This window comes from Pseudomonas sp. FA-1 (assembly GCF_056856075.1).
The window spans coordinates 241301-266368 of sequence record NZ_JBWXTH010000002.1 but is presented as its reverse complement, the minus strand read 5'-3'; the positions used below and the strand labels follow the sequence as shown (position 1 = coordinate 266368).

Here is a 25068-nt window from a genome sequence, read left to right as displayed (position 1 = left end):
ACGGCCTCTAAGCACACCCCTTCCTGAGGCTGTCCCGACGATGTTGATCCTGCGCGGCGCTCCTGCCCTTTCTGCCTTCCGCCACGGTAAGTTACTCGAGCAACTGAGCCAGAAAGTACCCGCTGTTACTGGTTTGTATGCCGAATTCGCCCACTTCGCCGATGTCGATGGCGAGCTGACCGCCGACCAGCAGCAGGTGCTGGGCCGTCTGCTCAAGTACGGCCCGAGCGTCCCGGTCCAGGAGCCGAGCGGCCGCCTGTTCCTGGTCGTGCCGCGCCTGGGCACCATTTCGCCCTGGGCCAGCAAGGCCAGCGATATCGCCCATAACTGTGGCCTGCAGAGTATCCAGCGCCTGGAGCGCGGTATTGCCTACTACGTCGCCGGCGAGCTGTCCGATGCCGACGCGGCCGCCGTCGCCGCCGAGCTGCATGATCGCATGACCCAGCGCGTCCTGGGCCGCCTCGAAGATGCCGCCGACTTGTTCAGCCATGCCCAGCCCAAGCCGATGACCTCCGTGGACATCCTCGGCGGTGGTCGCGCCGCCCTGGCCCAGGCCAACATCGACCTGGGCCTGGCCCTGGCCGAAGACGAGATCGACTACCTGGTCAATGCCTTCCAGGGCCTCAAGCGCAACCCGAACGACATCGAGCTGATGATGTTCGCCCAGGCCAACTCCGAGCACTGCCGCCACAAGATCTTCAACGCCAGTTGGGACATCGACGGCCAGGCCCAGGAAAAAAGCCTGTTCGGGATGATCAAGAACACCTACCAGATGCACAGCGAAGGCGTGCTGTCGGCCTACAAGGACAACGCCTCGGTCATCGTCGGCAACGTCGCTGGTCGCTTCTTCCCGAACCCTGAAACCCGCCAGTACGGCGCGGTGCAGGAGCCGGTGCACATCCTGATGAAGGTCGAGACCCACAACCACCCGACCGCCATCGCCCCATTCTCCGGCGCCTCCACCGGCTCCGGCGGCGAAATCCGCGACGAAGGCGCCACCGGCCGTGGCGCCAAGCCCAAGGCCGGCCTCACCGGCTTCACCGTCTCCAACCTGCGCATCCCGGGCTTCGAGCAGCCCTGGGAGCAGGCCTACGGCAAGCCGGGCCGCATCGTCGACGCCCTCGACATCATGGTCGAAGGCCCTCTGGGCGGCGCTGCGTTCAACAACGAATTCGGCCGCCCGGCCCTGACCGGCTACTTCCGCACCTTCGAACAGGCGGTCAACACCCCGCGCGGCGAAGAAGTGCGTGGCTACCACAAGCCGATCATGCTCGCCGGCGGCATGGGCAACATCCGTGAAGACCATGTACAGAAGGGCGAGATCACCGTCGGCGCCAAGCTGATCGTGCTCGGCGGCCCGGCCATGCTGATCGGCCTGGGCGGCGGCGCCGCCTCGTCGGTGGCCACCGGCGCCAGCTCGGCCGACCTGGACTTCGCCTCGGTACAGCGCGAAAACCCGGAAATGGAGCGCCGTTGCCAGGAGGTCATCGACCGTTGCTGGCAGCTGGGCGACAAGAACCCGATCGCCTTCATCCATGACGTCGGTGCCGGCGGTATCTCCAACGCCTTCCCCGAGCTGGTCAACGACGGTGGCCGCGGCGGCCGCTTCGAGCTGCGCAACGTGCCCAACGACGAGCCGGGCATGGCCCCGCACGAAATCTGGAGCAACGAGTCGCAGGAGCGCTACGTGCTGGCGGTCAGCGCCGAGGACTTCGAGCGCTTCAAGGCCATCTGCGAGCGCGAGCGTTGCCCGTTCGCCGTGGTCGGCGAAGCCACCGAGGAAAAACACCTCACCGTCACCGACAGCCACTTCGACAACACCCCGGTCGACATGCCGCTGGACGTGCTGCTGGGCAAGCCGCCGCGCATGCACCGTTCGGTCACCCGCGAGGCCGAGCTGGGTGATGACTTCGACCCGAGCGAGCTGGACTTGGACCAGGCTGTCGAACGCGTTTTGCGTCACCCGGCCGTGGCCAGCAAGAGCTTCCTGATCACCATCGGCGACCGCACCATCACCGGCCTGGTCGCCCGTGACCAGATGGTCGGCCCGTGGCAGGTGCCAGTGGCCGACTGCGCGGTCACCGCCACCAGCTTCGACGTCTACACCGGCGAAGCCATGGCCATGGGCGAGCGCACCCCGCTGGCCCTGCTCGACGCTCCGGCCTCCGGCCGCATGGCCATCGGTGAGGTGCTCACCAACCTGGCCGGCGCCCGCATCGAGAAGCTTTCCGATATCAAGCTGTCGGCCAACTGGATGTCCGCTGCCGGGCATCCGGGTGAAGACGCTCGCCTGTACGACACCGTCAAGGCCGTCGGCATGGAGCTGTGCCCGGAACTGGGCCTGACCATTCCGGTGGGCAAGGACTCCATGTCGATGAAGACCCAGTGGAACGAGGATGGCGTGCAGAAGAGCGTCACCGCGCCGATGTCGCTGATCGTCAGCGGCTTCGCCCCGGTGGTTGACATTCGCGGCACCCTGACCCCGCAACTGCGCATGGACAAGGGCGAGACCGACTTGATCCTGGTCGACCTGGGCCGTGGCAAGAACCGCATGGGTGCCTCGATCCTGGCCCAGACCTACGGCAAGATCGGTGCCCAGGCGCCGGACGTCGACGACGCCGAGGATCTCAAGGCCTTCTTCGCCGTGATCCAAGGCCTGAACGCCGACGGCCACCTGCTGGCCTACCACGACCGGTCCGACGGCGGCCTGCTGACCACCGTGCTGGAAATGGCCTTCGCCGGCCACTGCGGTCTCGATCTGCAACTCGATCCGCTGACCGACAGCAAGCGCGACGTGGCGGCCATCCTCTTCAACGAAGAGCTGGGTGCGGTCATCCAGGTTCGCCAGGATGCCACCCCGGACGTGCTCGCGCAGTTCAGCGCTGCCGGCCTGGGCGAAGGGTGCGTCGCGGTGATCGGCAAGCCGGTCAACAATGGCGAAGTCTCCATCAGCCTGAACGGCGAAGTGCTGTTCGACGACGACCGTCGTCTGCTGCAGCGCCAGTGGGCCGAGACCAGCTACCAGATCCAGCGCCTGCGCGACAACGCCGACTGCGCCGACCAGGAATTCGACGTCCTGCTGGAAGAAGACAACCCTGGCCTGTCGGTCAAGCTGGGCTTCGACGTCAACGAGGACATCGCCGCGCCGTACATCAAGAAGGGCGTGCGTCCGCAAGTGGCGATCCTGCGCGAGCAGGGCGTCAACGGCCAGGTCGAGATGGCGGCAGCCTTCGACCGCGCCGGCTTCGCGGCCATCGACGTGCACATGAGCGATATCCTCGCTGGCCGTGTCGACCTCGAAGCCTTCAAGGGCTTGGTGGCCTGTGGCGGCTTCTCCTACGGTGACGTGCTGGGGGCCGGCGAGGGCTGGGCCAAGTCGGCGCTGTTCAACAGCCGTGCCCGTGACACCTTCCAGGCGTTCTTCGCGCGCAACGACAGCTTCGCCCTGGGCGTGTGCAACGGTTGCCAGATGATGTCCAACCTGCACGAGCTGATCCCGGGCACCGAATACTGGCCGCACTTCGTGCGCAACCGCTCGGAGCAGTTCGAGGCGCGCGTGGCCATGGTCGAGGTGCAGAAGTCCAACTCGATCTTCCTGCAGGGCATGGCCGGTTCGCACATGCCGATCGCCATCGCCCATGGTGAAGGCCATGCCGAGTTCGCCAGCGAAGAGGCCCTGCTGGAAGCCGACCTGTCCGGTTGCGTGGCCCTGCGTTTCGTCGACAACCATGGCAAGGTCACCGAGGCCTACCCGGCCAACCCGAACGGCTCGCCGCGTGGTATCACCGGCCTGACCAGCCGCGACGGCCGCGTGACCATCATGATGCCGCACCCCGAGCGTGTGTTCCGTGCCGTGCAGAACTCCTGGCGCCCGGATGAGTGGCAGGAAGACGGTGCCTGGATGCGTATGTTCCGCAATGCGCGTGTCTGGGTGAACTAAGGGTGTACAAGCTCGCCTTCTTCGTGCCGCCGAGCCACGTGGATGTGGTCAAGGCGGCCGTGTTCGCCGCTGGGGGCGGGCGCATCGGTGACTACGACCACTGCGCCTGGCAAACCCTCGGCCAGGGCCAGTTCCGCCCGTTGGACGGTAGCCAGCCGTTCCTCGGGCAGGCTGGCCAGGTCGAGCAGGTGCAGGAATGGAAGGTGGAGCTGGTGGTGGCCGACGACCTGGTCGCACAGGTCGTCGCCGCGCTCAAGGCGAGCCACCCGTACGAGACGCCGGCCTACGAGGTCTGGCGCCTCGCCGAGTTCTAGACCACACCGGACTCTGTGGGAGCGGGCTTGTCCCGCGATCGGCTGCGCAGCAGCCGCACACCGAGCCCGCCCCTACAGACGCAGGTCTTGCACTGCTGAATCGTGCCCACCCTCAGGCCGCCGCAACCCCGCACAGGCCAGCAACCCCACCTCGAACAGCAGCCACATCGGCACCGCCAGCAGGGTCTGTGAAAACACGTCCGGCGGCGTCAGGATCATCCCCACCACAAAACACCCGACGATCACGTAGGGCCGGCTGCGTCGTAGTGTGGCCACATCGGCAAGCCCTGCCCAGACCACGATGAAGGTCGCCACGGGAATCTCGAACGCCAGGCCGAACGCCAGGAATAGCGCCATGATGAAATCCAGGTACTGGCTGATGTCGGTCATCATTGCCACCCCTTCTGGGGTGACGCTGGCAAAGAACCCGAACATCATCGGAAACACCAGGAAGAACGCGAACGCCATGCCGGCATAGAACAGCAGGATGCTCGACACCAGCAAGGGCAGGGCAATGCGCCGCTCCCGGCGGTACAGGCCCGGCGCGATGAAGCCCCAGGCCTGGTGCAGCAGCATTGGCATGGCGACGAACAGTGCGCACATCGCCGCCAGCTTGAACGGCGTGAGGAAGGGCGAGGTGACGCTGGTGGCGATCATGCTGGCGCCTTGCGGCAGGAAGCGCCGCAAGGGTTCGGAGATCAAGGTGTAGAGCGTCTGGGCGAAGGGAAACAGCCCGGCGAACACCACAGCGACCACCAGCAGGCTGCGTACCAGGCGCTTGCGCATATCGCGCAGATGCTCGGTCAAGGGCATGCGCGCCTCCTGTTCCATGGCAGTGCTCATGCGCTGTGCTCCTTGGCCGGGGTGGTGGTCGCAGGCGGGGCCTCGAGGCTCACGCCCTGGCGGATCTGCTGTTCCAGGCGCTGCAGGGGCTGGCTGTCCAGTGGCGGCAGGTCGATTTCCCGTTCCACCTGCGCCCGTAGTGCCTGCATGGCCCGCCGTGCCTGGCCGAGCCCACGACCGACGGTACGCGCCGCCACGGGCAGACGCTCGGGGCCCAGTACCAGCAGAGCGACGATGCCCACCAGCAACAGTTCGGTGAAGCCTACCTCGAACATCAGGCCTGGCGGTCCGCTTGCGGCTGCTGGGCGGCCTGGCCGGTCAGCGGAGCCTGTTGCTGTACCTGGGCGTTGGTCGGCTCTGTTTCCGCGCCGCTGCCCATGGATTTGCGAAAGCCCTGGATCGCGTCGCCCACGTCGCTACCCAGGCCCTTCAGACGCTTGGTGCCGAACAGCAGGAAGACGATCAACAGCACGATCACCAATTGCCAGATTCCGATGCCACCCATTGCGACCACTCCTGTAAGGTCATGAAAAGGAACGACGATCCTGCCTGCCTTAGATGACGTGCACATGAACGCTGGCGTTGCCATCTGCCTGAAACACGCGCCGTGTTGACTGGCGCTTTTGGCAGGCGCAGGGATGGGCAGGATGGGCGGTAGGCGACAGCGTGGGGCAGCATTGCTGATGGTGTTGGTGGCGCTGGCGATGCTCGCCGGTGGCCTGGCCTGGCTGGTGGAGGATGGCCGTCATCAGGTGGACGACGTGCGGTTGTTGCAGCAACGGGTGCAGGTGCGGGCGATGGAGCAGGCCGGCCTGGCCTATGCCAGCCAGGCCCTGCGCGACCCGGCATGGCGGGCCAGCCCGTTGTTCTGGCAGGCCTTGCGCGGTCAACCGCTAGACTATGACTTTGGCGCCGGCACCGCCCGATTGCGGGTGCGCGACCAGCACACTTGCTTCAACGTCAACGCCTTGCTCGGCGAGGATGGCGAACGTGCCGAGCGCCAGCTGCGCTACCTGCTCGGCGACGACATGGCGGCCGAGCGGCTGGTGCAGGCCCTGGCCGACTGGCTCGATGCCGACAGCGATGCTCGCTTGCAAGGGGCCGAAAGCGCCCAGTACCTGCGTCAGCGGCCACCAAGGCTGGCGGCCAACCAGCCGATGCTGGACATGAGCGAGCTGAACCTGCTGCTCGAGCCTGACCCCGGCCGCCAGGCGCGCTACCCGATGCTCTGCGCCTTGCCCGAGACCCGTGGCTGGCGCTTGAATGCCAACGCACTGGGGTTGGAGCACCTGCCATTGCTCGATGCCGTCTATGAAGGCCGTTTTCCCCGTTCGCTGCTCAGCCGTATTGTCAGCGGCAGGCCGGCGTCTGGCTACGTGGATGCGGCGGCACTGCGCCAGGCCTTGGGGGCGGTGGACGACGAGACCTTCCAACGGCTGAGCGAGGGGTTGCTGCTCAACAGTGGCTACTTCCTGTTGCAGCTGTCATTCGAACAAGAAGGGCGCACCCTGCGCAGCGAGTTCCAGGTGCAGGCACAGGGGGTGGTGCAATGGCATGCGAGGGTGCCGGCGCAGCAGGTGCGGGTCAGCAGTAGGTCGCCAGTTCTCTGGTGAAAGGCGAGAACCAATCGCCGGCAAGCCGGCTCCCACAGGTACGGCGGTGTCTCTGAAAACAGCGCAGGACAAGTGGGTGCAACTGTCTTGGTTGCTTGCCCTGGTCCTATCGCTGGTAAGCCAGCTTCCACCGGTATGGCGATGTCTTTGAAACAGCGCAGGGCAGGTGGGAGCCGGCTTGCCGGCGATTGGGCCGCAACGCGGCCCCGTTGGGTCAGACCGTCCCGATCTCCCCGCCATCGTTACGCTGGATCACCACCGTCGAAGCCCGTGGCCGCACCGTGGTGCCTGCCGGGGTCACGTCGGTCGCCTTGTCGGTCGACGGCCAGTTGTCCGGGTGCTGGATGTTGACGAACAACGTCTTATTGTCCGGCGTGAAGGCGATACCGGTCACCTCGCACCCGTTCGGGCCGACGAAGAAGCGGCGCAGGTCCACCTGGTTCTTGGCATTGACCGGCACCTGCTTGCCGTTGGCGTCCACCAGGTCGGTCGGGATGACCGCCAGCAACTGGTCGTTGGTGTAGCTGGTCACGCTCTTCTCACCGTTGTCGGTCTCGAACCACAGCACGCCCCGGCTATCGAAGCTCATACCGTCGGGGCTGGCGAACTGGTTCAGTTCGGTAAGACCGGAGCGGTTGATGTCCGCGGTGCCATCGGCATTGGCGCCGAACACGAAGATGTCCCAGGTGAAGCTCAGGTGATCGTCGCTGTCGTGCCAACGGATGATGTGGCCGTGGCGGTTCGGCCCGCGAGGGTTGGCGGCATCCACCTTGTCCGGCGTGCGCGCACTGTTGTTGGTCAGGGTCAGGTAGACGTCGCCGTTGAGTGGGTTGACTGTGGTCCACTCCGGGCGGTCCATCGGCGTGGCGCCCACAGCGTCGCCGGCACCTCGGGTGTTGAGGATGATGCCGGGCAGGTCGCCGTACAGCGCGCCCAGGGTGCTGCCGCCGGTGGTCGGGGTGGCCACGTCGAGCAGCAGCCACTTGCCGGTGCCGTCGGCATTGAAGCGCGCTACGTAGAGCTTGCCTTTGTCCATGTACTTGGCGCCGGTCGCCAGGCGGTCGGACGGGTTGGCATCGGCCTCGCTCCATACGGCGTCGGAGACGAACTTATACAGGTACTCGTTGTTCGAGTCGTCGCCCATGTACCAGACCAGGGGCTTGCCGGCCACCGGCAGGCCCGGGCAGCAGCCTTCGTGACGGAAGCGCCCCAGGGCGGTGCGCTTGGTGGCGAGGGTCGCGCTGTTGTACGGGTCGATCTCGACGATGTAGCCGTAGGTGCTGGCTTCGTTGCGGTAGTCGTCGGTGGCGCTGGCGCCGCTCGGGGTGATGTCGAAGCGGGCGAATTCGTCATTCACCTCGGTGCTGTCACCGGCTGCGCTCTCCCACTTGTACTGGCCGTTGGCGGTGGCCACGCCGATACGCACCTGGTCCTCTGGCCGGGTGGCCTTGTTGACGAAGATGCCGGGCCAGTTCTCTTCGCAGGTCAGGTAGGTGCCCCACGGCGTGTAGCCGTTGCCGCAGTTGTTGTTGGTGCCGCGGCACTGGGTGCCGGTGGGCGAGAACTTGGTCTTGACGTGGTCGGTGCCGCGCAGCGGGCCGGCGATGTCCATCAGCGAGGCGGTGGTGAAGCGGCGGTTGAGCGGGTCGTTGTCCACCACCTGCCAGCGGCCGTTGACCTTGCTCAGGCGCACCACACCGGCACCGTGGGCATTGATCTCCTTGCGCACCTCCTCGACCGGGCGCTTGCCGTCCAGGTCGGTGGTCGGTCCGTTGGGGTGCAGGGCAGCGGCGTCGATGTACTCGAAGTTGATCGCCAGCAGGCCATCGTCGGAGCGGCCGTCGATGGGGAAGAAGTGCATGCCGTCATGGTGCATGCCCATGGCATTGGCCTGGTCGGTGGAGGTGTTGCTGCCGTCGGCCTTCCATGGGTTGGCGTTGCGGTTCAGCGGCGTGCCCCAGGGCGCCAGGACATAGGCGCTGTAGCCCGCGGCGACCACGCAGGCATCGGTGCGCGAGCCGGGGATGGACTGGAAGCCCAGTTTGAGTTTCGGATTTTCCGGCTCGGGCGCGGGGGCATCGTCGTGGTCGGAGCCGCCGCCGTCGAAGCAGCCTGTCAGACCGGTACCGGCGATCATGGCGATCGCTGCGCCAAGGCTGCCGCGCATCACGCTGCGACGGCTCAGGTACGCGTCCATGACGCTGGCCATTGGCAGGTTGTCGCTTGGGTTGCGGTCCAGGTTGTCGCCGGTATCTCGACTCATCAGGGTGTCCTTAGGTTGGCTGAGTTGAAGAAAACCGCGACTGTAGAGCGCAAAGATGATGATTGGTTGGCAGAAATGTTAAGGGCTTTTTAAAACAGGCCGTTCTTAGCATCGCGTTACAAAGATTTTTTTGGAATCATTGTCGGATATCTGCCATCAAACTGTCATCCAGGCGCCGCAATATCCGGGACCCAACAAGGAGACGGGCGAGGATGGCGGGGGCGATGGCAAGCAGTGTAGGCAGGCGGGAAGTCATCAGCTGGATGGGTGTCGGAGCACTGGCACCCTTGCTTGGCGCCTGCTCCACATTCCCGGGGCGGGGCCGCGACAACGCCGCGGTGGACCTGCTCTACTTCGCCGACACCCTCGACACCCGTCAGCCCGGCCCACCCGTGGTGCCAGCGACCCGGCTGGGGCCGGTCAGCCACCTGGGGCGTGCACCCTGGATGACCGGCGCCAGTGCCCTGGCGTTCGACCCCGCGTTGGCCCCCTTGCTCGATGCCACCCAGGCCGGCAATGCCCGCCTGGGTGGCTATGCGGTGCTGGCGGCGTTGCTGGAGCAATTGCGTGGCGAGGCGGGGGCGAACAACAGTCTGACCCTGGAGAACGGCCAATGCTGGAACGGCAGCGGCCTGGCCTACCTGACCCACGGCGACAGCGGTGTGCAGGGCAGCCAGCTGCTGGGCAGCGAGGTGCGGGTCAGCAGTGACGAACGCGTGCTCTGGCCGCAGCGTTGCGCCGGCCTGTATCGCCAGGCACCGGCCACCACTGTTGGTGCCGGCCTCGCAGTCAGCCAGGCCAAGGCACTGGCCATCGATGGCATGCGGGTGTTCGAGCGGGGCGGGGCGCGCATTGCCGTGGTCGGGGTGACCGACCCCTATGCCCAAGACCAGAAAGCCTCCCTTAAACAGTGGTACCAATCACTGTTGCCCACTTTTCAGCAGGCGCGCCGTGAAGCCGACCTGGTCGTGGCGCTGGCCGATGTCGGCACCGGCCCTGGCCTGTGGCTGGCCGAGCGGGTGCCTGAGCTCGACGTGCTGCTTTGCGCCCGCGGCCAGGACTTCTGGCCCGCACCGGTAGAGGTCACCCAGGCCAGCGGGCGGCGCGTGCCGGTGCTGTTTGCCGGTTGCCGCGTCAGTGGCGCATTCCGCCTGCGTTGCCAGCAGGTGGCCGGGCAGTGGCGGTTCACGGCGCAATTCTTCCCCGCCTTCGAGCACCAGCTCGGCCCGGTTGCCCAGGGCCGCGCCAGCCAGTTGCGTACGCAGCTGCACCTGCAACGCGCCGGGCATGCCGCCTGGCTTGACCAGCCCCTGGCCAGGGCGCCGGAAGCCCTTTGGCGTCGCGACACCCTCGGCGGCAGCTGGGACCGCTTGCTGCACCAGGCACTGGCCGACGGCAGCAGCGTCCCGGTGTTGCTGCCAGGGCTGCGCTACGACGCACCGCTGGCCAGCGGTGAATTCATCACCCGCGAACACCTGATCGCGTTGTCTGGCGGCTACCCGGCACCGGTGGTCGAGGCGCCGGCGCGGCAGGTCGAGCAGGTGCTGGAGAACGCCGCCGAGCAATTGTTCGGCGACCCGCTGCTGCTGGACAACAGCCAGGACCTGCCCCGCTGGCAAGGCCAGGCCTGGCGCCTGAGCTACAGCCCCCAGGGCAAGCGGGTCGCGGGCCTCGAGCCGGTCGAAGGGCTGTGCCGCACCTTTGGCCTGCAGTTCGATGCCAAGGCCGGCGAGCCGTTGTGGCAGAAGGTCGAGGCCTGGCTGCTGCGCCAGCGCCCCGACTGGCAGCTGGACACGCTGCAACGGCCGGATGTGCGCTATGTACAGGGCCATCCCGGCTGGCACCCTCGGCAGGTGGCGTCGTGACCTGGCGCGGCCGCCTGTTCGGCGCATCGCTGCTGACCCTGGCCGGCTGGCTCGCCGCCCAATGCGTGCTGCAGCTCAGCCAACCCTTGCAGCCCGCCCGTGCTCCCGACAGCCGCGATACGGGCCTGCCCGGTCTGATGGCCGGCCACTGGCAGCCCGCGCTCGACGATGGCGTCATTCCCTTGACCCGCTTGCCGCTGCGCTACCTGGGAGGCCTCAAGGCGCAGCCGCTGTCCGCCACGGTGGTGGTGCTGCGTTTCGGCGAACAGGTACGCACCCTCGGCCTTGGCCAGCGGCTGGCGCCGGGCATCGTGCTGCAGGCCATCGACGCCGATGGCCTGATTTTCGACAACCAGGGGCGGCGCGAACGCCTGCCCTGGCCGCCACGGCCCGCCGTGACCGGCTTCAAGCGGCAAGGATGAGCGATGTTTGCAAGATACTGTGTGGCCGCAATGTTGAGCCTGGGCCTTGCCCTGGCCTGGGCCGAGGAGCCCGAGGAGATCGACGAGAACGGCACGCCGTTGTACGAGATGAACTTCGTCGACACCGACCTTGGCGAGTTCATCGACAGCGTGTCGCGCATCACCGGCACCAGCTTCATCGTCGACCCACGGGTCAAGGGCAAGGTCACCGTGCGCACCGTCGATCGCCATGACGCCGAGGCCATCTACGACATCTTCCTGGCCCAGTTGCGTGCCCAGGGCTTTGCCGCCGTCGACCTGCCCAACGGCAGCGTGAAGATCGTCCCCGACCAGGCCGCGCGCCTGGAGCCGGTGCCTGTGGAGGCCGCCGGCAGGCAGAGCGAGGGCAGCGATGGCGTGGCCACCCGGGTGTTCAACGTGCGCAACGCTGCCAGCGAACAGATGCTTGGCATCCTCAAGCCGCTGATCGACCCCCGGGTCGGTGTCATCACCCCGTATCCGGCGGCCAACCTGCTGGTGGTGACCGACTGGCGCAGCAACCTCGAGCGTATCGACAGCCTGCTGCGCCAGCTCGACCAGGTCAGCGACGAGCCCCTGCAGATGATGCCGCTGCGCCACGCCAGTGCCGCCGACACAGCCCAGCTGGTAACCCGCTTGCTGGCCCGTGAGCAGGGCGCCGACAGCGCCCAAGTGGTGGCCGACCCGCGCAGCAATGCTTTGCTGGTACGCGGCAGCGCGGACAGCCGCGAGCGCGTGCGCGCCCTGCTGGCCCAGCTCGACCGGCCCAGCGACAGCCTGCACAGCAGCAACACCCAGGTGATCTACTTGCGTCACGCCAACGCCAGTGAGGTGGTCAAGGTATTGCGCGGCCTCAGCCAGAGCGGCGCGGTGCCGACCGAAGGCGAAGGGCAGGGCAAGGAGGCGCCGGTGGCGATGGCCAGCGACTCGGGTATTCGCCTGGAGTACGAAGAAGGCACCAACGCTGTGGTGATGGTCGGCCCGGACAGCGAGCTGGCCGCCTACCGCAACATCGTCGAGCAGTTGGACATCCGCCGTGCCCAGGTGGTGGTCGAGGCGATCATCGCCGAGGTCAGCGACAGCCAGGCCCAGGAGCTGGGCGTGCAATGGCTGTTCGCCGACGAGAAGTTCGGCGCCGGTATCGTCAACTTCGGCAGCAACGGCGTGAACATCGCCAACGTCGCCGGGGCGGCCGCCAGCGGCGACAACGAAAAGCTCGGCAAGCTGCTTTCGGCCACCACCGGTGCCACCGTCGGCATCGGCCATATCGGCGGCGGCTTCAACTTCGCCATGCTGATCAACGCGCTCAAGGGCAAGAGCGGCTTCAACCTGCTGTCGACGCCGACCCTGCTGACCCTGGACAACGCCGAGGCGTCGATCCTGGTCGGCCAGGAGGTGCCCTTCGTCACCGGCTCCGTGACCCAGAACAACGCCAACCCCTACCAGACCATCGAGCGCAAGGAAGTGGGGGTCAAGCTACGTATCAAGCCGCAGGTGAACATCGACAACAGCGTGCGCCTGGACATCGTCCAGGAGGTCTCGTCGATCGCTGATTCCAGCGCGGCCAGCGACGTCATCACCAACAAGCGCGAAATCAAGACCAAGGTGATGGTCGAGGACAATGGCCTGGTGATCCTCGGTGGCCTGATCAGCGACGAGCTGAGCACCAGCGACCAGCGCGTCCCGTTGCTGGGCGACATCCCGGGGCTGGGCCGGCTGTTCCGCTCCGACGCCAGCAAGAACACCAAGCAGAACCTGATGGTGTTCATCCGCCCGCGCATCCTGCGCGACGGCCAGAGCCTGGCGGGCCTGAGCCAGGAGAAATACCGCAGCCTGCAGCAGGGCACGCCGCTGCACCTGCCGGAGCTGGCCGAGGGCTCGCAATTGCTGAAGGTGTTCCCCTCCAGCCGTGCGCGCCTGGAAGGCGGGGACTGGTGATGCTCCCATATCGCCTGGCACGCCAGGCCGGCCTGGCCATGGCCCCGAGTGCCGAAGGTTGGCAGCTGTGGCTGCGCGACGATGCCGACAGCGACCAGCTTCACGAGCTGCTGCGCGTGCATGGCCGGCCGCTCGCCTGCCAATACCTGGACCGTGCTGCCTTCGACGAGCGTCTTGGCCTGTTGTACCAAGCGGGGGAGTCGGCCACCGAGGCCTTGATCGAAGGCATCGGCGACCAGGTCGACCTGGCCGGGCTGATGAGCGAGATGCCGCGCATCGAGGACTTGCTCGAAAGCGATGACGAAGCGCCGGTGATTCGCCTGATCAACGGCCTGTTCGCCCAGGCCTTGCGCCAGCGCGCTTCGGATATCCATATCGAGACCTTCGAGCAGAGCCTGGTGGTGCGCCTGCGCATCGACGGTCACCTGCGCGAGGTGCTGCGCCCGCCGCGGGCGCTGTCGGCCATGCTGGTGTCGCGGATCAAGGTCATGGCACGCCTGGACATCGCCGAGAAGCGCCAACCCCAGGACGGGCGCATCACCCTGCGCGCCGCCGGGCGCGAAGTGGACGTACGGGTCTCGACCTTGCCGGGTATCCACGGCGAGCGGGTGGTGATGCGCGTGCTGGACAAACAGGCCAGCCTGCTGGCACTGGACAACCTGGGCATGACCGAAGCGGTGCTGCACGGCTTGCGTGGCTGCCTGGCCCGCCCCAATGGCATCGTGCTTTCCACTGGCCCCACCGGTTCGGGCAAGACCACCACGCTCTATGCCTGCCTCAACAGCCTCAACGACGGCAGCCGCAACATTCTCACTGTCGAAGACCCAGTGGAATACGCCATCGCCGGCATCGGCCAGACCGCCATCAACCCACGCGCGGGGCTGACCTTCGCCAGTGGCCTGCGTGCCATCCTGCGCCAGGACCCGGACGTGATCATGCTCGGCGAGATCCGTGACCGGGAAACCGCGCAGATCGCGGTGCAGGCCAGCCTCACCGGGCACTTGGTGCTTTCGACCCTGCACACCAACAGTGCCGTGGGCGCGGTGACGCGTCTGCGCGACATGGGTGTCGAGCCGTTCCTCATCGCCTCCAGCCTGCGTGGCGTGTTGGCCCAACGCCTGGTCAGGCGGTTGTGCCCATGTGCCGTGCCACACCCACTGCAGGCGGCCGAGCGGCGTCTGTGGCCTGAGCTTGCGAACCTGGACGAGACCTACCACCCGGTCGGTTGCGAGCAGTGCCAGGGCACTGGCTATGTGGGGCGCCTGGGCCTCTACGAATTCATCGAACTGGATGCCGGCCTGGTGGCGCTGCTGTATGACGGCGCCAGCGAGGTGGCCATGCAAGGCTACCTCGCCGACCGGCGCCAGAGCCTGGTGGGCATGGCCAGCGACTGCCTGGCCCGCGGCCGGACCAGCCTGGCCGAAGTGTTGCGCGTGGTGCAGGGCTGAGCATGCCGACCTACCGATACCAGGCGGTCGACATGGCCGGGCGGACCCACAAGGCCAGCGTGCAGGCCGACACCGAGCGCCATGCCCGGCAACTGTTGCGCGAGCAGGGCCTGTTCGCCCGTCAATTGCAGCGCCAGGACCCGGGCGAAAGCAAGCCGCACCGACAACGCCTGAGCCGGGCGCAACTGTGCGAGCTGACCCGGCAGTTGGCGACCTTGACCGGTGCCGGCATTCCCCTGGTCGATGCCCTGGCGACCCTGGAGCGGCAACTGCGTCAGCCGGCGTTGCACACGGTACTGGTCGCCGTGCGCGGCTCGCTGGCCGAAGGCCTGGGGCTGGCGCGCAGCCTGGCCCGCCAGGGCGCCCCCTTCACCGGCCTGTACTGTGCCCTGGTCGAAGCCGGCGAGCGCTCCGGGCGCCTGGCCCAGGTGCTGGCGCGCCTGGCCGATCATCTGGAGCAGGTGCAGCGCCAGCAGCACAAGGCCCGCACGGCACTGATCTACCCCAGCGTGTTGATGGGGGTGTCGCTGGCGGTGGTGATCGGCCTGATGACCTTCGTGGTTCCCAAGCTCACCGAGCAGTTCGCCCATTCCGGGCAGAGCCTGCCCCTGGTCACCTCGCTGTTGATCGGGCTCAGCCAGGGCCTGGTCACGGCAGGCCCCTGGTTGCTCGGCCTGGCGATCCTGTCGACGTTGCTGTGCGCCTGGCTGCTGCGCAAGCCCCATTGGGGCTTGCGCCGCGACGACCTGCTGCTGCGCCTGCCGCGTGTCGGCGCACTGCTGCAGGTACTGGAGAGCGCGCGGCTCGCGCGCAGCCTGGCGATCCTCTGCGGCAGCGGCGTGGCCCTGCTCGAAGCCTTGCAGGTGGCCACCGAGACGGTCGGCAACCGACGCATCCGCCAGGCCATGGAACAGGTGCGTACTCAGGTCGAAGGCGGTACCAGCCTGCACCGGGCCCTGGATGCCAGCGGCCAGTTCCCGCCACTGCTGGTGAACATGGTCGGCAGCGGCGAGGCCAGCGGTACCTTGGCCGACATGCTCGAGCGCGTGGCCGATGACCAGGAGCGCGGCTTCGCCCGCCAGGTGGACACCGCCATGGCGCTCTTCGAACCCCTGATGATCCTGGTGATGGGCGGCGTGGTGCTGTTCATCGTGCTGGCGGTGCTGTTGCCGATCATGCAGCTCAACCAGGGCCTGCAACTGTGAAAACCCGCAATGTGAAAAGGAGCACCGACATGCAGCACCGACGCCCCCGCCAGCGTGGCTTCACCCTCATGGAAATCATGGTGGTCATCTTCATCATCGGCCTGCTCATCGCCGTGGTCGCCCCCAGCGTGCTGGGCAACCAGGACAAGGCCATGCGCCAGAAGGTCATGGCCGACCTGGCGACCCTGGAACAGGCGTTGGACATGTACCGCCTGGACAACCTGCGCTTTCCCAGCAGCGAACAGGGCCTGGCGGCCCTGGTGAAGAAGCCGACCCAGGAGCCGCTGCCACGGGCCTGGCGCAGCGACGGCTATATCCGTCGCTTGCCGGAAGACCCTTGGGGTACGCCCTATCAATATCGCTTGCCTGGTGAGCATGGCCGGGTCGATGTCTATTCCCTGGGGGCCGATGGCGTGCCGGGCGGCGAGGGCCTGGATGCCGACCTGGGCAACTGGGCGCTCTGACCTGTGACCGGCCAACGCGGCTTCAGCCTGCTCGAGTTGCTGGTGGTGCTGGCCATCGCCGGGCTGATGACCGGGCTCGGCGTGGCCTGGCTCGACGGCGGCAAGGCTGGCGCCGATCAAGCCTTGGCGCGCCTGGCCGCCGAGATCCGCAGCCAGTCTGCCCTGGCCCGGCACGCGGGCCAGTTGCGTGGCCTGCGCTGGAACGGCCAGCGCCCAGAGTTCGTTCGGCGTGAGCCGGCAGGTTGGGTAGCCGAGCCGACCCGCCTGGGCGACTGGCCCACGGCGCTGCGCCCGGACTGGCCCGCGAGCCAGGCACCGCAACTGGTGTTCACCCCGCAGGGCTGGGCCCAGCCGGGCAGCCTGACCTGGCGCTGGGCCGAAGGCAGCGAGCGTTGGGCGTGGGGGCGTGATGGCCAGCTGCGCAGGATCCAGGGCTCATGAAGGCGCGCCAGCGAGGGTTCACCTTGCTCGAAGTGAGCGTCGCCCTGGCGATCGCCGCAGTGCTGGCGGTGATCACCAGCCAGGTGCTGCGCCAGCGCCTGGCCGTGCAGGAAAGCGTGCAACAGCATCGCCTGGGCCTGCTCTGCGCGCGCGAACTGCAGGCGCGTTTTACCGTGGAGCGCTACTGGCCACCGTCCAACCAGAACAGCGGCGTACTGCACCAGGGCGGGCAGGCCTGCCACTGGCAGTTGCAACTGCGTGGCACAGGTGTGCGCGACTTGCGCCGGGGCCAGTTGCGGCTGTTCGCCGACGCCGACCAACGTCTGCCGCTGGGGCAGTACAGCCTTTTCCTGGAGCGCCCATGAACGCGCGCCAGGGAGGCATGACCCTGATTGAACTGATGGTGGCGCTGGCCTTGACCGCCGTGCTCGGCGTCATGCTCGCGGCGCTGGTGAACGGCTGGCTCAAGGTGCGCGAACGCCTCGGCACGTCTGCCGACGCAGACAGCGTCCTGGAGTTCTGCCTGGCCTTGGAGCGTCGCTTCGACAGCCCGGTGCTGCGCCGGGTGTATGAACAACGCCTGCCCCTGGCGGTGCGCTGGCTCGACTGGCAGCCGCAGCGCAACACCTTGTTCTGGGTGGCTGCAACCGGCTGGCCGCAGGCCGAGGGCGGGTCGCGCCTGCAGCGCCAGCGCCTGCGCTTCGATGCCCAGGGCCAGCGCCTGCTGCTGGAAAGCTCGGCAGACCTGTACGCCGTGGCTGAGCCGCACTGGGTGCTGCGTGACCAACTGCAGCGGGTGGACGCCATGCACATTCTCTATTTCCAGGAGGGCCGTTGGCTGGCCTGGCCTTCCGACCAACCGGTGCACCCTGGTCGTGGCGTGCGCCTGCATCTGCAGCGTGATGGAGCACCGTATGCCTGCACCTTCGTATTGCCCTGGGGGCGCTCATGAAACTTGAGTGGCGCCGACCCGCGTCGGGCCGGCCCTGGCTCCTGCTGCGCCCCGGCCAGGCCGACGCCCCCTGGGGCTGGTTGCTGGTGGACGGCGACACACCGCTGCGCCAGGGCCAGGGCGAGCCGCCAGCCGAGCCGCACGCCCGTGTAGCCCTGGTGGTGCCGGGGGAGGCGTGCAGCCATTTTCAGGTGCCTGCACCTGCTGGGCTCAGGCGCGAGGAGTGGCCATTGCTGCTGGAGGACCAGTTGTTGCAGGACCCCCAGACCCTGGCCTGCGCCAACCTTGCCCGGCTGGCGGGCAAGGTACGCCTGGTAGTCGTGGCCCGCCAGCAGCTCGAAGCCTGGCAAGCCCAGTGTGCAACCTGGGGATTGCCGCTCGAGCGCTGCTGGGCGGAGTTCCAGCTGCTGCCGGCACCGACGACGGGCACGGCATGGCAATGGCGCAAGCCGACGGACATGAGGCTGTTCAGAGGCGTGCTCGAGGATGGCCGCGAGCATTGGCTGGCCTGGCCGCAGGCCCTGGGCGAGGCCCCGCGTTCGCCTTGGGCGGGCCTGCCGATGGAGGTCATGGAGGGCGCCTGGCCGACGCACCTGGCCAACCTCGACGCGCTGCCCGGGCTGTTCGCCCAGCAGCGTACGCAAACTTGGCGCAGGCCCCAACTGCCGCGCGTGCATCTGCGCCTGATGCTGGCTTGCCTGCTGTTGTGCACGCTATGGGCCGGGTTGTGGACGCACCAGCAATGGTGCCAGGCGCAACTATGGCGAGCCCAGGTACACGCGGTGGTAGGCCAACAGGCGTCGTCACGCCAGGCCGCACAGGCCCTCAAGCGCCTGCAGGGGGCCGAGACGGAACGGCAACTGCGCCTGCGCCAGCTCGAGGACCTGCAAACCCGTTTGCAGGCCTGGCTGCGTGAGCAACCCCGTTGGCGCCTGCAGGCCGTGCGCTTCGATGGCCGGCGCTGGCACCTTCGCATGGAGGGTGATGGCGCCGCGCCGCCTTGGGACGCGATGGCCTCGGGCGCGGGCGTACGCGTCGAGGTGCAGGGCGATGGGCAAGCAGGGCAATGGCAAGTGGTGTTCGACCTGGGGGACGCAACATGAACTTGGAGGGCGTGCGACGCTACCGCATGGTCCTGGCCTGGAGCCTGATTGCATCGCTGCTGGCGTTGCTGGCCGGGCGTGAAGGCTTGGCCCTGTGGCGCGAGACGAACCAGTGGCAAGCCTTGGCCGCCACGGCTGCAGGGCTGCGCAATGGGCCGACGCTGAGCCTGGAGCGCCTGCGTCAGTCGGCCCAGGCACGGGGGATCGAGCTGCAGGATGTGCAAGCCGACGACCAAACCTGGCAACTGCATGGTCTGGTCGCCGACGAGCAGGTGCTGCAAGGGTGGCTGCAGGCCGTGCAGATCGATGGCGCCCAGCCCTTGCAATGGGGCCTGGAGCGGGACGCCAAGGGCCTGCGCTTCGCGCTGTGGTTGCGACCATGACACGGCGTGGCTGGGTATGGCTGATGGTGGTGTTCTGCCTGACCCTGGTGGTCGAGCTGCCTGCCGGCTGGGTGCTGCGTGGCCAGGCCCTGCCGGTGGCCGGCGTGTCTGGGAGCCTATGGCAGGGTGAAGCCCGTCAGGTAGGCGAAGCCGGCCCGGTGCGCTGGCAGTGGCGCCCCTGGCATCGCGAGCTCGAGGCAGACCTGGCGTACCAAGGGCAAGGCTGGAGCGCCCGCCTGAGCGGTTGGCCGTGGCAGTGGCAGGCTGAGCTCGAGGCGCTGGGACCGCGCGCCAGCGTTGCGTCGGTCTATCGGTTGGCGGGGCAATGGCAAGGCGTGGTTCGTCTGCAGGGCAAGGGGTCGCGATGCCTGCAAGCCCAAGGCCGGCTTGCGGTGGAAGACTTGGCGCTGGCTGCGCCCTGGTCGCTGGGGTTGGGGCAGGGCTGGGTTGAGATGGACTGTCATGCAGGCTGGCGTTTGCGCGGGCAACTGACGCAGATGGGGCAACATGAATTGAAGCTGGATGCCGACCTGCTGGCGCACCGGGCAACGGTCGCGCTCGATTTGCAGCCAGATGCCGGGCTGATTGCGGTGTTGCGGGGCATGCAATGGCTAGGGCCGCAAGTGCTGTCTGGTCGAAAAGAGCTCCAGTGGTAGCGATTTTTCCTACAGACGCTTCTGAAATTACAAAAAGGCCCATTGAACTGAACCGCCAACCTTCGGCTCAGGAGGCAACGGTTTCTCTGGTGTGTGGCTTTTTGATGTCATTTTTGTCCACCTGTAACCCGCGTCAGACAAGGCCCTCACTCGGTTGACAGTGCAACGCCCCAGCCTATTAACTCAGCGCCTTTCACGGATGATTACACGGCAATCGGATTGAGGACCTTCACCGTGCATTTCATGGAGATGCTGATGTTTATGGATCGACGCGACCCGGTCGCAGGCGATCCCGTTCCTGGCGAACAGGAGTAACCCTCATGTTCGAAGCGGCCAGGTTCGGCGACGAGATTTCACACACCAGCGCGCTGGGGGGCTTCCTGATCGGAGCGGCCCTGGGGATCGCGCTGGTGGCCACGGTGGCCATCGCCACGTTCACATGCGGGTTCGGCGTGGCCTTGTTGGCCGGCCTCGCAGCCGGTATCGGAGGCAGCTTGCTGGTTGCCGCAGGGGAGGCGATAGGCAAAATGTTCTCGTCCCCGACAGGGACGATAACCACGGCCTCCCCCAACGTCTTCATCAACGGCCGCAAGGCTGCCCGCGTCGAGAGAAGCATCGGTGCCTGCAACAAGCATCCCGGGCCGGTGAAGATCGCCGAAGGCTCGACCAACGTCTTCATCAACAGCGTGGCCGCCGCACGCAATGGCGACAAGCTGACTTGCGGCGCGACCATTACCAGCGGTTCGGGCAATGTCATCATCGGCGGCGGCACTTACCGTTACCTGCCGGTAGACGACGAAGTACCCGAATGGCTACGCACCACCGTCGATGTGCTGATGGCCATCGCGGGTGCTGCCGGCGGCATTGCACAGTTGATCAAGGCCGGTAGCCAGGCCGGCATGAAGGCCATCATGCCGTGCGTGGCCAAGTTCACCGCCGGGTTCGTGGCCGGCGAGGTGGCCAGCCGTTATGTGGTCGGCCCCGCGATCGAGCGTGCCGTGGGCGGCCTGGTGGGCAACCCGGTCGACCTCACGACTGGGCGCAAGGTCATTCACGACGAAGTCGATTTCAACCTCCCGGGCCTCATGCCGATCGAATGGTCGCGCTTCTACGCCAGCGACCTGACCGTCGACAGCGTACTCGGCCGTGGCTGGGTGCTGCCATGGGAGCAGAGCCTGCGCCGCAGCGGTAGCTTCATCTACCTGACCGACAACCAGGGCCGCGAAGTCCCCTTCGTCACCCTGCAACCAGGCGAGCGCATCTACAACCCCCACGAGCAGGTGTACCTGGTGTGCACCGAGGGCGGCCACTACCTCCTGCAAACGCTGGACAACCTGTTCTTCTACTTCGGCGAAGTGCCAGACACCAACACCGAAGTGCCGCTGCAACGCATCGAGAACGCCCTCGGCCACTTCCTGCATTTCACCCGTACACCCGAAGGCAGGCTGACCGACATCAGCGCCACCGGCGGCACGCGGGTGCACCTGCACTATGACAACCCGCTGGGCCGCCTGACCGACATCAAGCGCGTGGTGAACAACGAAGCGGTGGAAACGCTCACCCAGTACCGCTACGACGAACACGGCCAACTGAGCGAAGTGATCAACCGCAACGGCGATTCGGTGCGCGGCTTCACCTACGCCGAAGGGCTGATGACCAGCCACAGCAACGCGCTGGGCCTGGGCTGCCACTACCGCTGGGAAACCATTGGCGACAAGCCGCGCGTGGTCGAGCACTGGACCAGCGACGGTGAGCACTATCACTTCCGCTACGACCTGAGCGCCCGCACCAGTTGGGCCACCGACGTGCTCGGCCGCGAGCTGGAAGTGCAGTACAACGCCGACCATCGCGTGGTCGCCAGCCGGGACTATGGTGGCGAGCGCTATGCCATCGAGCTGGACGAGCAGGGCAACATGGTCGGCCTGGGCCTGCCGGACGGCAACAAACTCGCCTTCAAGTACGACGAGTTCGCCCGCCTGCTGGAGGAAACTGACCCGCTGGGGCGCAAGACCACCTACGAGTATCACCACCTGACCACCCTGGTGACCCAGGTCAGCTACCCGGACGGCAGCACCTGGCGAGCGCGCTACGACGACAAGGGCAACCTGCTCGCCGAATTTGATGCCCTCGGCCAGATGACCGAGTACCTGAACAGCGACGATGGCCTGCCGCATACCATCATCGACGCGACCTACAAGTCCAAGTACCTGTGGTGGAACACCCAGGCCCAGGTCGAGCGTTACCAGGACTGCTCGGGCAAGAGCACCTACTACCGCTACGACGAGCGCCAGCACCTGGTCGCCGTCACCGACGCGCTGAACCAGACCACCACGCTGGAGCGCAAACCGGACGGTGAGGTACTGAAGATCACCCACCCGGACGGCACCTCGGAAACCTTCACCTACAACGTCTATGGCCAGGTGCTCAGCCATACCGACGGCAAGGGCCAGACCACCCGCCTGCTGCGCACGGCCCGGGGTTTGCCGAGCAGCCGCCAGGATGCCAAGGGCCAGCGAATTCGCTACGAGTACGACAAAGCCATTCGCCTGACCGCGTTGGTCAACGAGAACAACGCGACCTACAGCTTTGCCTACGATGCGTCGGACCGCTTGGTCGAAGAAGTGCGGGTGGACAACCTGACGCGGCGCTTCACCTACAACGAAGGTGGTCATCTCACCCGACTGGATGAGATTGGCTACGGCGAAAATGCCGAACGCCCGGAACGGCACACGCTATTCGAGCGTGACACCATTGGCCGGTTGGTCGCCAAGATCAACCGCGATGCGAGCCAGACCTTCGCGTACGACGACGCCGACCGGTTACTGAGCATCGAACGGCAACCGACCGGGATCGGCAAGCAGCTTGGGGTCACGGAAGAAAAGCTGGAGTACGCCTACGATCTGCTCGGCCGGCTGACGAAAGAAATCACTTCCGATGGCACGCTCGGTTACGAATACGACCCGCTCAGCAACCTGACCACATTGACCCTGCCAGATGGCCGCAAGGTCAATCACCTGTACTACGGCAGCGGGCACCTGCACCAGCTGAACCTGGACGGCCAGGTGATCACCGACATGGAGCGTGATGACCTGCACCGCGAGGTGTATCGGACCCAGGGCAAGCTCACCAGTTGCTTCGGTTATGACGCCATGGGGCGCAAGGCCTGGCAGTTTGCCTCGACCTTGCCGGCTGACAAGCTCTCGCAAGTGCACAACACCGGCATCAATACCTCGCTGCTAGTGGAGCATGCCTACAACCCGATCCACCGCCGTTATCAGTACGACCCGTCGGGTGAACTGGTGCGCACGCTGGACAAGCTACGCGGCGAGGTTAAATACGAATACGAAGCCAACGGGCAATTGCGCAGCCGCGATACCGGCTCGCTGATTGGGAGCGAAGAGTTTCGTTACGACCCAGCGGCCAACCGGTTGGACTTCAACGCGCGCCAGTTCGACAAGGTCAAGGACAACCGGATCAAACAGTGGCGGGACCAGGAGTACAGCTACGACCCCTGGGGCAATTTGATCGAGAAGCGCTCGGGGCACAGCAAGCTGCAGCACTTTGCCTATGATTGCGAAAACAGACTGGTTCGGGCGGAAACAACGGTCAATGGCAAGCTGGAAAGCACCGGGCACTACCGTTATGACAGCTTGGGACGGCGGGTTGCGAAGCAGTCGGAAATCAACGGCGAGGTCGAGCAGAAACGCTTCCTCTGGCAAGGGCTGAGGATGCTGCGTGAGGAGACGCCAGGGCAGAGCATTCTGTATTTCTATGAGCCGGGGAGTTATGCGCCCTTGGCACGTGTCGATCAGGTCGAAGGGGAAGGGCAGAAGGTCTACTACTTCCATACGGACCAGATCGGTACGCCGCTGGAGCTTACGGATAGCGACGGTGAGATCGTTTGGCAGGCGACGTATCGTTCGTGGGGGGCGATTGAGCAGTTAGCCGTCAATGAGATTGAGCAGAATCTGCGTTTCCAAGGACAGTATTTCGATCATGAAACAGAGCTGCATTACAACACCTACCGATACTATGATTCGCAGGTGGGACGGTTTGTGACGCAAGATCCTATCGGCCTATCGGGGGGGATTAATGTATACCTTTATGCTCCTAGCCCTATACTATGGCTCGACCCGATGGGGTTGGCAACATATAACACAATGCCAAGTATTGAGGGGTTCCAAAAGCACCATATTATTCCCCAGCAACTTGCAGCTCATCCGGCTCTAAAGGCATCGGGCATGAATATTCATGCGCTAAATAATGTAATTTATCTCCCGACGCATGAAGAATATCATCCTACGCGTACGATCCATCAAGGCTCGCATCCAAGTTATAGTCGTGATGTCAAGGCTAGTTTAAATGAAATAGAAAAAATTGGCCGGCAAGAAAAATGGAGTCAGGCCCAATACAAGGCAGCGGTGGATGATATGATCAATGAAAACCGTCAAGGGCTTCGCAAAGGACAGATTAAATTAAATAAAAATTCCATTAGAACTGGAGCGTGCGGATGAAATTGCTTGAGCCTGCAGAAAATTATCCTGAAAAGTATTGGCTTTCTTATGATCATGAAGATTGCATAGATCATTTGAAATTCCAAGAAGGGCAGCGGATTGTTGCTGAGCCACTCTCGGTGAAATTTCTCCTTAAAAACAAGGTGAGCTTGAACTCCATTCGTAAGTATGACTATCTATTTAGTGATGGTCCAGATGTGGTGAGTTCTCGTCTTGCGAATATTTTTCAAGAGATGAATCTTATGGAGGATATTCAACTTGTTCAAGCCAGTGTCATGATTAATGGGAACTGGTATGATGATTACTTTGCAGTAAATTACATGGCGGTTGAAAGTGCGTTTGATATGGAGAAAAGTGTTTTCAAACCGCTAATAAAGTCAATGCCGAATGGTCCCAAGAGATTTAGTAATATTGTTTTAAGCAGTGCAGCCCCTGTTCATTCAGTCTTTCGTGCTTCTGAAAGCATGTCGCGCATTATAGTTTCGGATCAGGTGGCTGATTTTATTAAATCCAAGTTAGTGGTCGGAATCTGTTTTGTCGACGGAAGAGAGAGTATGTGATTTCCTATTGTTGATTTTTGTCGTTTTGTGGCTTGCTTTAATTGCTTTATTGGTCGCCTGGTTTAATGCGGCTTCGACTTTTTGGTCTATCGGGGCTTATAGGGTTTTTGTAGGGGGTGATATTTG

Annotated in this window: 21 protein-coding genes; 17 read left to right on the top strand and 4 right to left on the bottom strand. The window is 65.2% G+C overall.

Going from position 1 to position 25068, the window contains the following annotated elements; genetic code table 11:
* Positions 1–40 precede the first annotated feature (40 nt).
* Positions 41–3940 carry a phosphoribosylformylglycinamidine synthase gene (gene purL, locus AC1MHZ_RS05235; RefSeq protein WP_324813220.1) on the top strand — a complete coding sequence of 1300 codons (3900 nt, stop codon included), beginning with the start codon at positions 41–43 and terminating at the stop codon, positions 3938–3940.
* Between the two features lie 2 nt (positions 3941–3942).
* Complete coding sequence (gene cutA / locus AC1MHZ_RS05230) at positions 3943–4254, top strand: divalent cation tolerance protein CutA (protein ID WP_084856714.1); 312 nt, start codon at positions 3943–3945, stop codon at positions 4252–4254.
* 72 nt (positions 4255–4326) lie between these two features.
* Here the strand turns inward: cutA and tatC are convergent, their stop codons facing one another.
* From tatC to tatA, 3 genes are read right to left on the bottom strand one after another with little or no spacing between them, the layout of a single operon-like run.
* On the bottom strand, positions 4327–5097 hold the full coding sequence (tatC, locus tag AC1MHZ_RS05225) for a twin-arginine translocase subunit TatC (RefSeq protein WP_465001393.1): 771 nt from the start codon (positions 5095–5097) through the stop codon (positions 4327–4329).
* Complete coding sequence (tatB, locus tag AC1MHZ_RS05220; RefSeq protein ID WP_084856718.1) at positions 5094–5372, bottom strand: Sec-independent protein translocase protein TatB; 279 nt, start codon at positions 5370–5372, stop codon at positions 5094–5096. The genes tatC and tatB overlap by 4 nt, the downstream gene beginning before the upstream one ends.
* On the bottom strand, positions 5372–5602 hold the full coding sequence (gene tatA / locus AC1MHZ_RS05215) for a twin-arginine translocase TatA/TatE family subunit (RefSeq protein WP_084856720.1): 231 nt from the start codon (positions 5600–5602) through the stop codon (positions 5372–5374). Before tatA ends, tatB begins: the two co-directional genes overlap by 1 nt.
* 142 nt (positions 5603–5744) lie before the next feature.
* Here tatA and gspK point away from each other — a divergent pair, with 142 nt between their 5' ends.
* Positions 5745–6710: a type II secretion system minor pseudopilin GspK gene (gene gspK, locus AC1MHZ_RS05210; protein WP_084856722.1), complete on the top strand. Its 966-nt coding sequence runs from the start codon at positions 5745–5747 to the stop codon at positions 6708–6710.
* Between the two features lie 214 nt (positions 6711–6924).
* On the opposite strand, the gene AC1MHZ_RS05205 is transcribed toward gspK, so the two are convergent.
* Positions 6925–8973 carry a PhoX family protein gene (locus AC1MHZ_RS05205; protein ID WP_482966102.1) on the bottom strand — a complete coding sequence of 683 codons (2049 nt, stop codon included), beginning with the start codon at positions 8971–8973 and terminating at the stop codon, positions 6925–6927.
* A 224-nt stretch (positions 8974–9197) separates the two neighbouring features.
* Here AC1MHZ_RS05205 and AC1MHZ_RS05200 point away from each other — a divergent pair, with 224 nt between their 5' ends.
* The 14 genes from AC1MHZ_RS05200 to AC1MHZ_RS05135 all read left to right on the top strand — a co-directional run bounded on the left by AC1MHZ_RS05200 (position 9198) and on the right by AC1MHZ_RS05135 (position 24942).
* Positions 9198–10838 carry a bifunctional UDP-sugar hydrolase/5'-nucleotidase gene (locus AC1MHZ_RS05200; RefSeq protein WP_482966101.1) on the top strand — a complete coding sequence of 547 codons (1641 nt, stop codon included), beginning with the start codon at positions 9198–9200 and terminating at the stop codon, positions 10836–10838.
* Positions 10835–11260 (top strand): pilus assembly protein PilZ, encoded by a 426-nt coding sequence (locus AC1MHZ_RS05195; RefSeq protein WP_084856727.1) that lies wholly within the window; start codon positions 10835–10837, stop codon positions 11258–11260. Before AC1MHZ_RS05200 ends, AC1MHZ_RS05195 begins: the two co-directional genes overlap by 4 nt.
* A gap of 3 nt (positions 11261–11263) precedes the next feature.
* Positions 11264–13216, top strand: coding sequence for a type II secretion system secretin GspD (gene gspD, locus AC1MHZ_RS05190; protein WP_482966100.1), 1953 nt, complete (start codon positions 11264–11266; stop codon positions 13214–13216).
* On the top strand, positions 13216–14664 hold the full coding sequence (locus tag AC1MHZ_RS05185; protein WP_084856728.1) for a GspE/PulE family protein: 1449 nt from the start codon (positions 13216–13218) through the stop codon (positions 14662–14664). The genes gspD and AC1MHZ_RS05185 overlap by 1 nt, the downstream gene beginning before the upstream one ends.
* Positions 14665–14666: 2 nt before the next feature.
* On the top strand, positions 14667–15869 hold the full coding sequence (gene gspF / locus AC1MHZ_RS05180; protein WP_482966099.1) for a type II secretion system inner membrane protein GspF: 1203 nt from the start codon (positions 14667–14669) through the stop codon (positions 15867–15869).
* A gap of 29 nt (positions 15870–15898) precedes the next feature.
* Positions 15899–16333, top strand: a complete 435-nt coding sequence (gene gspG / locus AC1MHZ_RS05175) for a type II secretion system major pseudopilin GspG (RefSeq protein ID WP_084856732.1) — start codon at positions 15899–15901, stop codon at positions 16331–16333.
* Positions 16334–16336: 3 nt separating this feature from the next.
* Positions 16337–16774 (top strand): type II secretion system minor pseudopilin GspH, encoded by a 438-nt coding sequence (gene gspH, locus AC1MHZ_RS05170; protein WP_368829787.1) that lies wholly within the window; start codon positions 16337–16339, stop codon positions 16772–16774.
* Positions 16771–17139: a type II secretion system protein GspI gene (locus tag AC1MHZ_RS05165; RefSeq protein WP_084856735.1), complete on the top strand. Its 369-nt coding sequence runs from the start codon at positions 16771–16773 to the stop codon at positions 17137–17139. The genes gspH and AC1MHZ_RS05165 overlap by 4 nt, the downstream gene beginning before the upstream one ends.
* Positions 17136–17726, top strand: a complete 591-nt coding sequence (locus AC1MHZ_RS05160) for a PulJ/GspJ family protein (RefSeq protein WP_416768159.1) — start codon at positions 17136–17138, stop codon at positions 17724–17726. Before AC1MHZ_RS05165 ends, AC1MHZ_RS05160 begins: the two co-directional genes overlap by 4 nt.
* Positions 17723–18829, top strand: coding sequence for a type II secretion system protein GspL (gene gspL / locus AC1MHZ_RS05155; protein WP_482966098.1), 1107 nt, complete (start codon positions 17723–17725; stop codon positions 18827–18829). Before AC1MHZ_RS05160 ends, gspL begins: the two co-directional genes overlap by 4 nt.
* The gene (gene gspM / locus AC1MHZ_RS05150; RefSeq protein WP_482966097.1) at positions 18826–19212 is read left to right on the top strand and encodes a type II secretion system protein GspM; all 387 of its coding nucleotides are present in this window, start codon (positions 18826–18828) and stop codon (positions 19210–19212) included. Before gspL ends, gspM begins: the two co-directional genes overlap by 4 nt.
* Complete coding sequence (locus tag AC1MHZ_RS05145; RefSeq protein ID WP_482966096.1) at positions 19209–19868, top strand: hypothetical protein; 660 nt, start codon at positions 19209–19211, stop codon at positions 19866–19868. The genes gspM and AC1MHZ_RS05145 overlap by 4 nt, the downstream gene beginning before the upstream one ends.
* 320 nt (positions 19869–20188) lie before the next feature.
* Positions 20189–24382: an RHS repeat-associated core domain-containing protein gene (locus AC1MHZ_RS05140; protein WP_482966095.1), complete on the top strand. Its 4194-nt coding sequence runs from the start codon at positions 20189–20191 to the stop codon at positions 24380–24382.
* Positions 24379–24942, top strand: coding sequence for an imm11 family protein (locus tag AC1MHZ_RS05135; RefSeq protein WP_482966094.1), 564 nt, complete (start codon positions 24379–24381; stop codon positions 24940–24942). The genes AC1MHZ_RS05140 and AC1MHZ_RS05135 overlap by 4 nt, the downstream gene beginning before the upstream one ends.
* The last annotated feature ends 126 nt before the right edge of the window (positions 24943–25068 follow it).

Coding starts and splice junctions, on each gene's coding strand:
- purL (WP_324813220.1), top strand. CDS start 41: ATGTTGATCCTGCGCGGCGCTCCTGCCCTTTCTGCCTTCCGCCACGGT.
- tatC (WP_465001393.1), bottom strand. CDS start 5,097: ATGAGCACTGCCATGGAACAGGAGGCGCGCATGCCCTTGACCGAGCAT.
- tatB (WP_084856718.1), bottom strand. CDS start 5,372: ATGTTCGAGGTAGGCTTCACCGAACTGTTGCTGGTGGGCATCGTCGCT.
- tatA (WP_084856720.1), bottom strand. CDS start 5,602: ATGGGTGGCATCGGAATCTGGCAATTGGTGATCGTGCTGTTGATCGTC.
- gspK (WP_084856722.1), top strand. CDS start 5,745: ATGGGCGGTAGGCGACAGCGTGGGGCAGCATTGCTGATGGTGTTGGTG.
- AC1MHZ_RS05205 (WP_482966102.1), bottom strand. CDS start 8,973: ATGAGTCGAGATACCGGCGACAACCTGGACCGCAACCCAAGCGACAAC.
- AC1MHZ_RS05200 (WP_482966101.1), top strand. CDS start 9,198: ATGGCAAGCAGTGTAGGCAGGCGGGAAGTCATCAGCTGGATGGGTGTC.
- gspD (WP_482966100.1), top strand. CDS start 11,264: ATGTTTGCAAGATACTGTGTGGCCGCAATGTTGAGCCTGGGCCTTGCC.
- AC1MHZ_RS05185 (WP_084856728.1), top strand. CDS start 13,216: ATGCTCCCATATCGCCTGGCACGCCAGGCCGGCCTGGCCATGGCCCCG.
- gspF (WP_482966099.1), top strand. CDS start 14,667: ATGCCGACCTACCGATACCAGGCGGTCGACATGGCCGGGCGGACCCAC.
- gspG (WP_084856732.1), top strand. CDS start 15,899: ATGCAGCACCGACGCCCCCGCCAGCGTGGCTTCACCCTCATGGAAATC.
- AC1MHZ_RS05165 (WP_084856735.1), top strand. CDS start 16,771: ATGAAGGCGCGCCAGCGAGGGTTCACCTTGCTCGAAGTGAGCGTCGCC.
- AC1MHZ_RS05160 (WP_416768159.1), top strand. CDS start 17,136: ATGAACGCGCGCCAGGGAGGCATGACCCTGATTGAACTGATGGTGGCG.
- gspL (WP_482966098.1), top strand. CDS start 17,723: ATGAAACTTGAGTGGCGCCGACCCGCGTCGGGCCGGCCCTGGCTCCTG.
- gspM (WP_482966097.1), top strand. CDS start 18,826: ATGAACTTGGAGGGCGTGCGACGCTACCGCATGGTCCTGGCCTGGAGC.
- AC1MHZ_RS05145 (WP_482966096.1), top strand. CDS start 19,209: ATGACACGGCGTGGCTGGGTATGGCTGATGGTGGTGTTCTGCCTGACC.
- AC1MHZ_RS05140 (WP_482966095.1), top strand. CDS start 20,189: ATGTTCGAAGCGGCCAGGTTCGGCGACGAGATTTCACACACCAGCGCG.
- AC1MHZ_RS05135 (WP_482966094.1), top strand. CDS start 24,379: ATGAAATTGCTTGAGCCTGCAGAAAATTATCCTGAAAAGTATTGGCTT.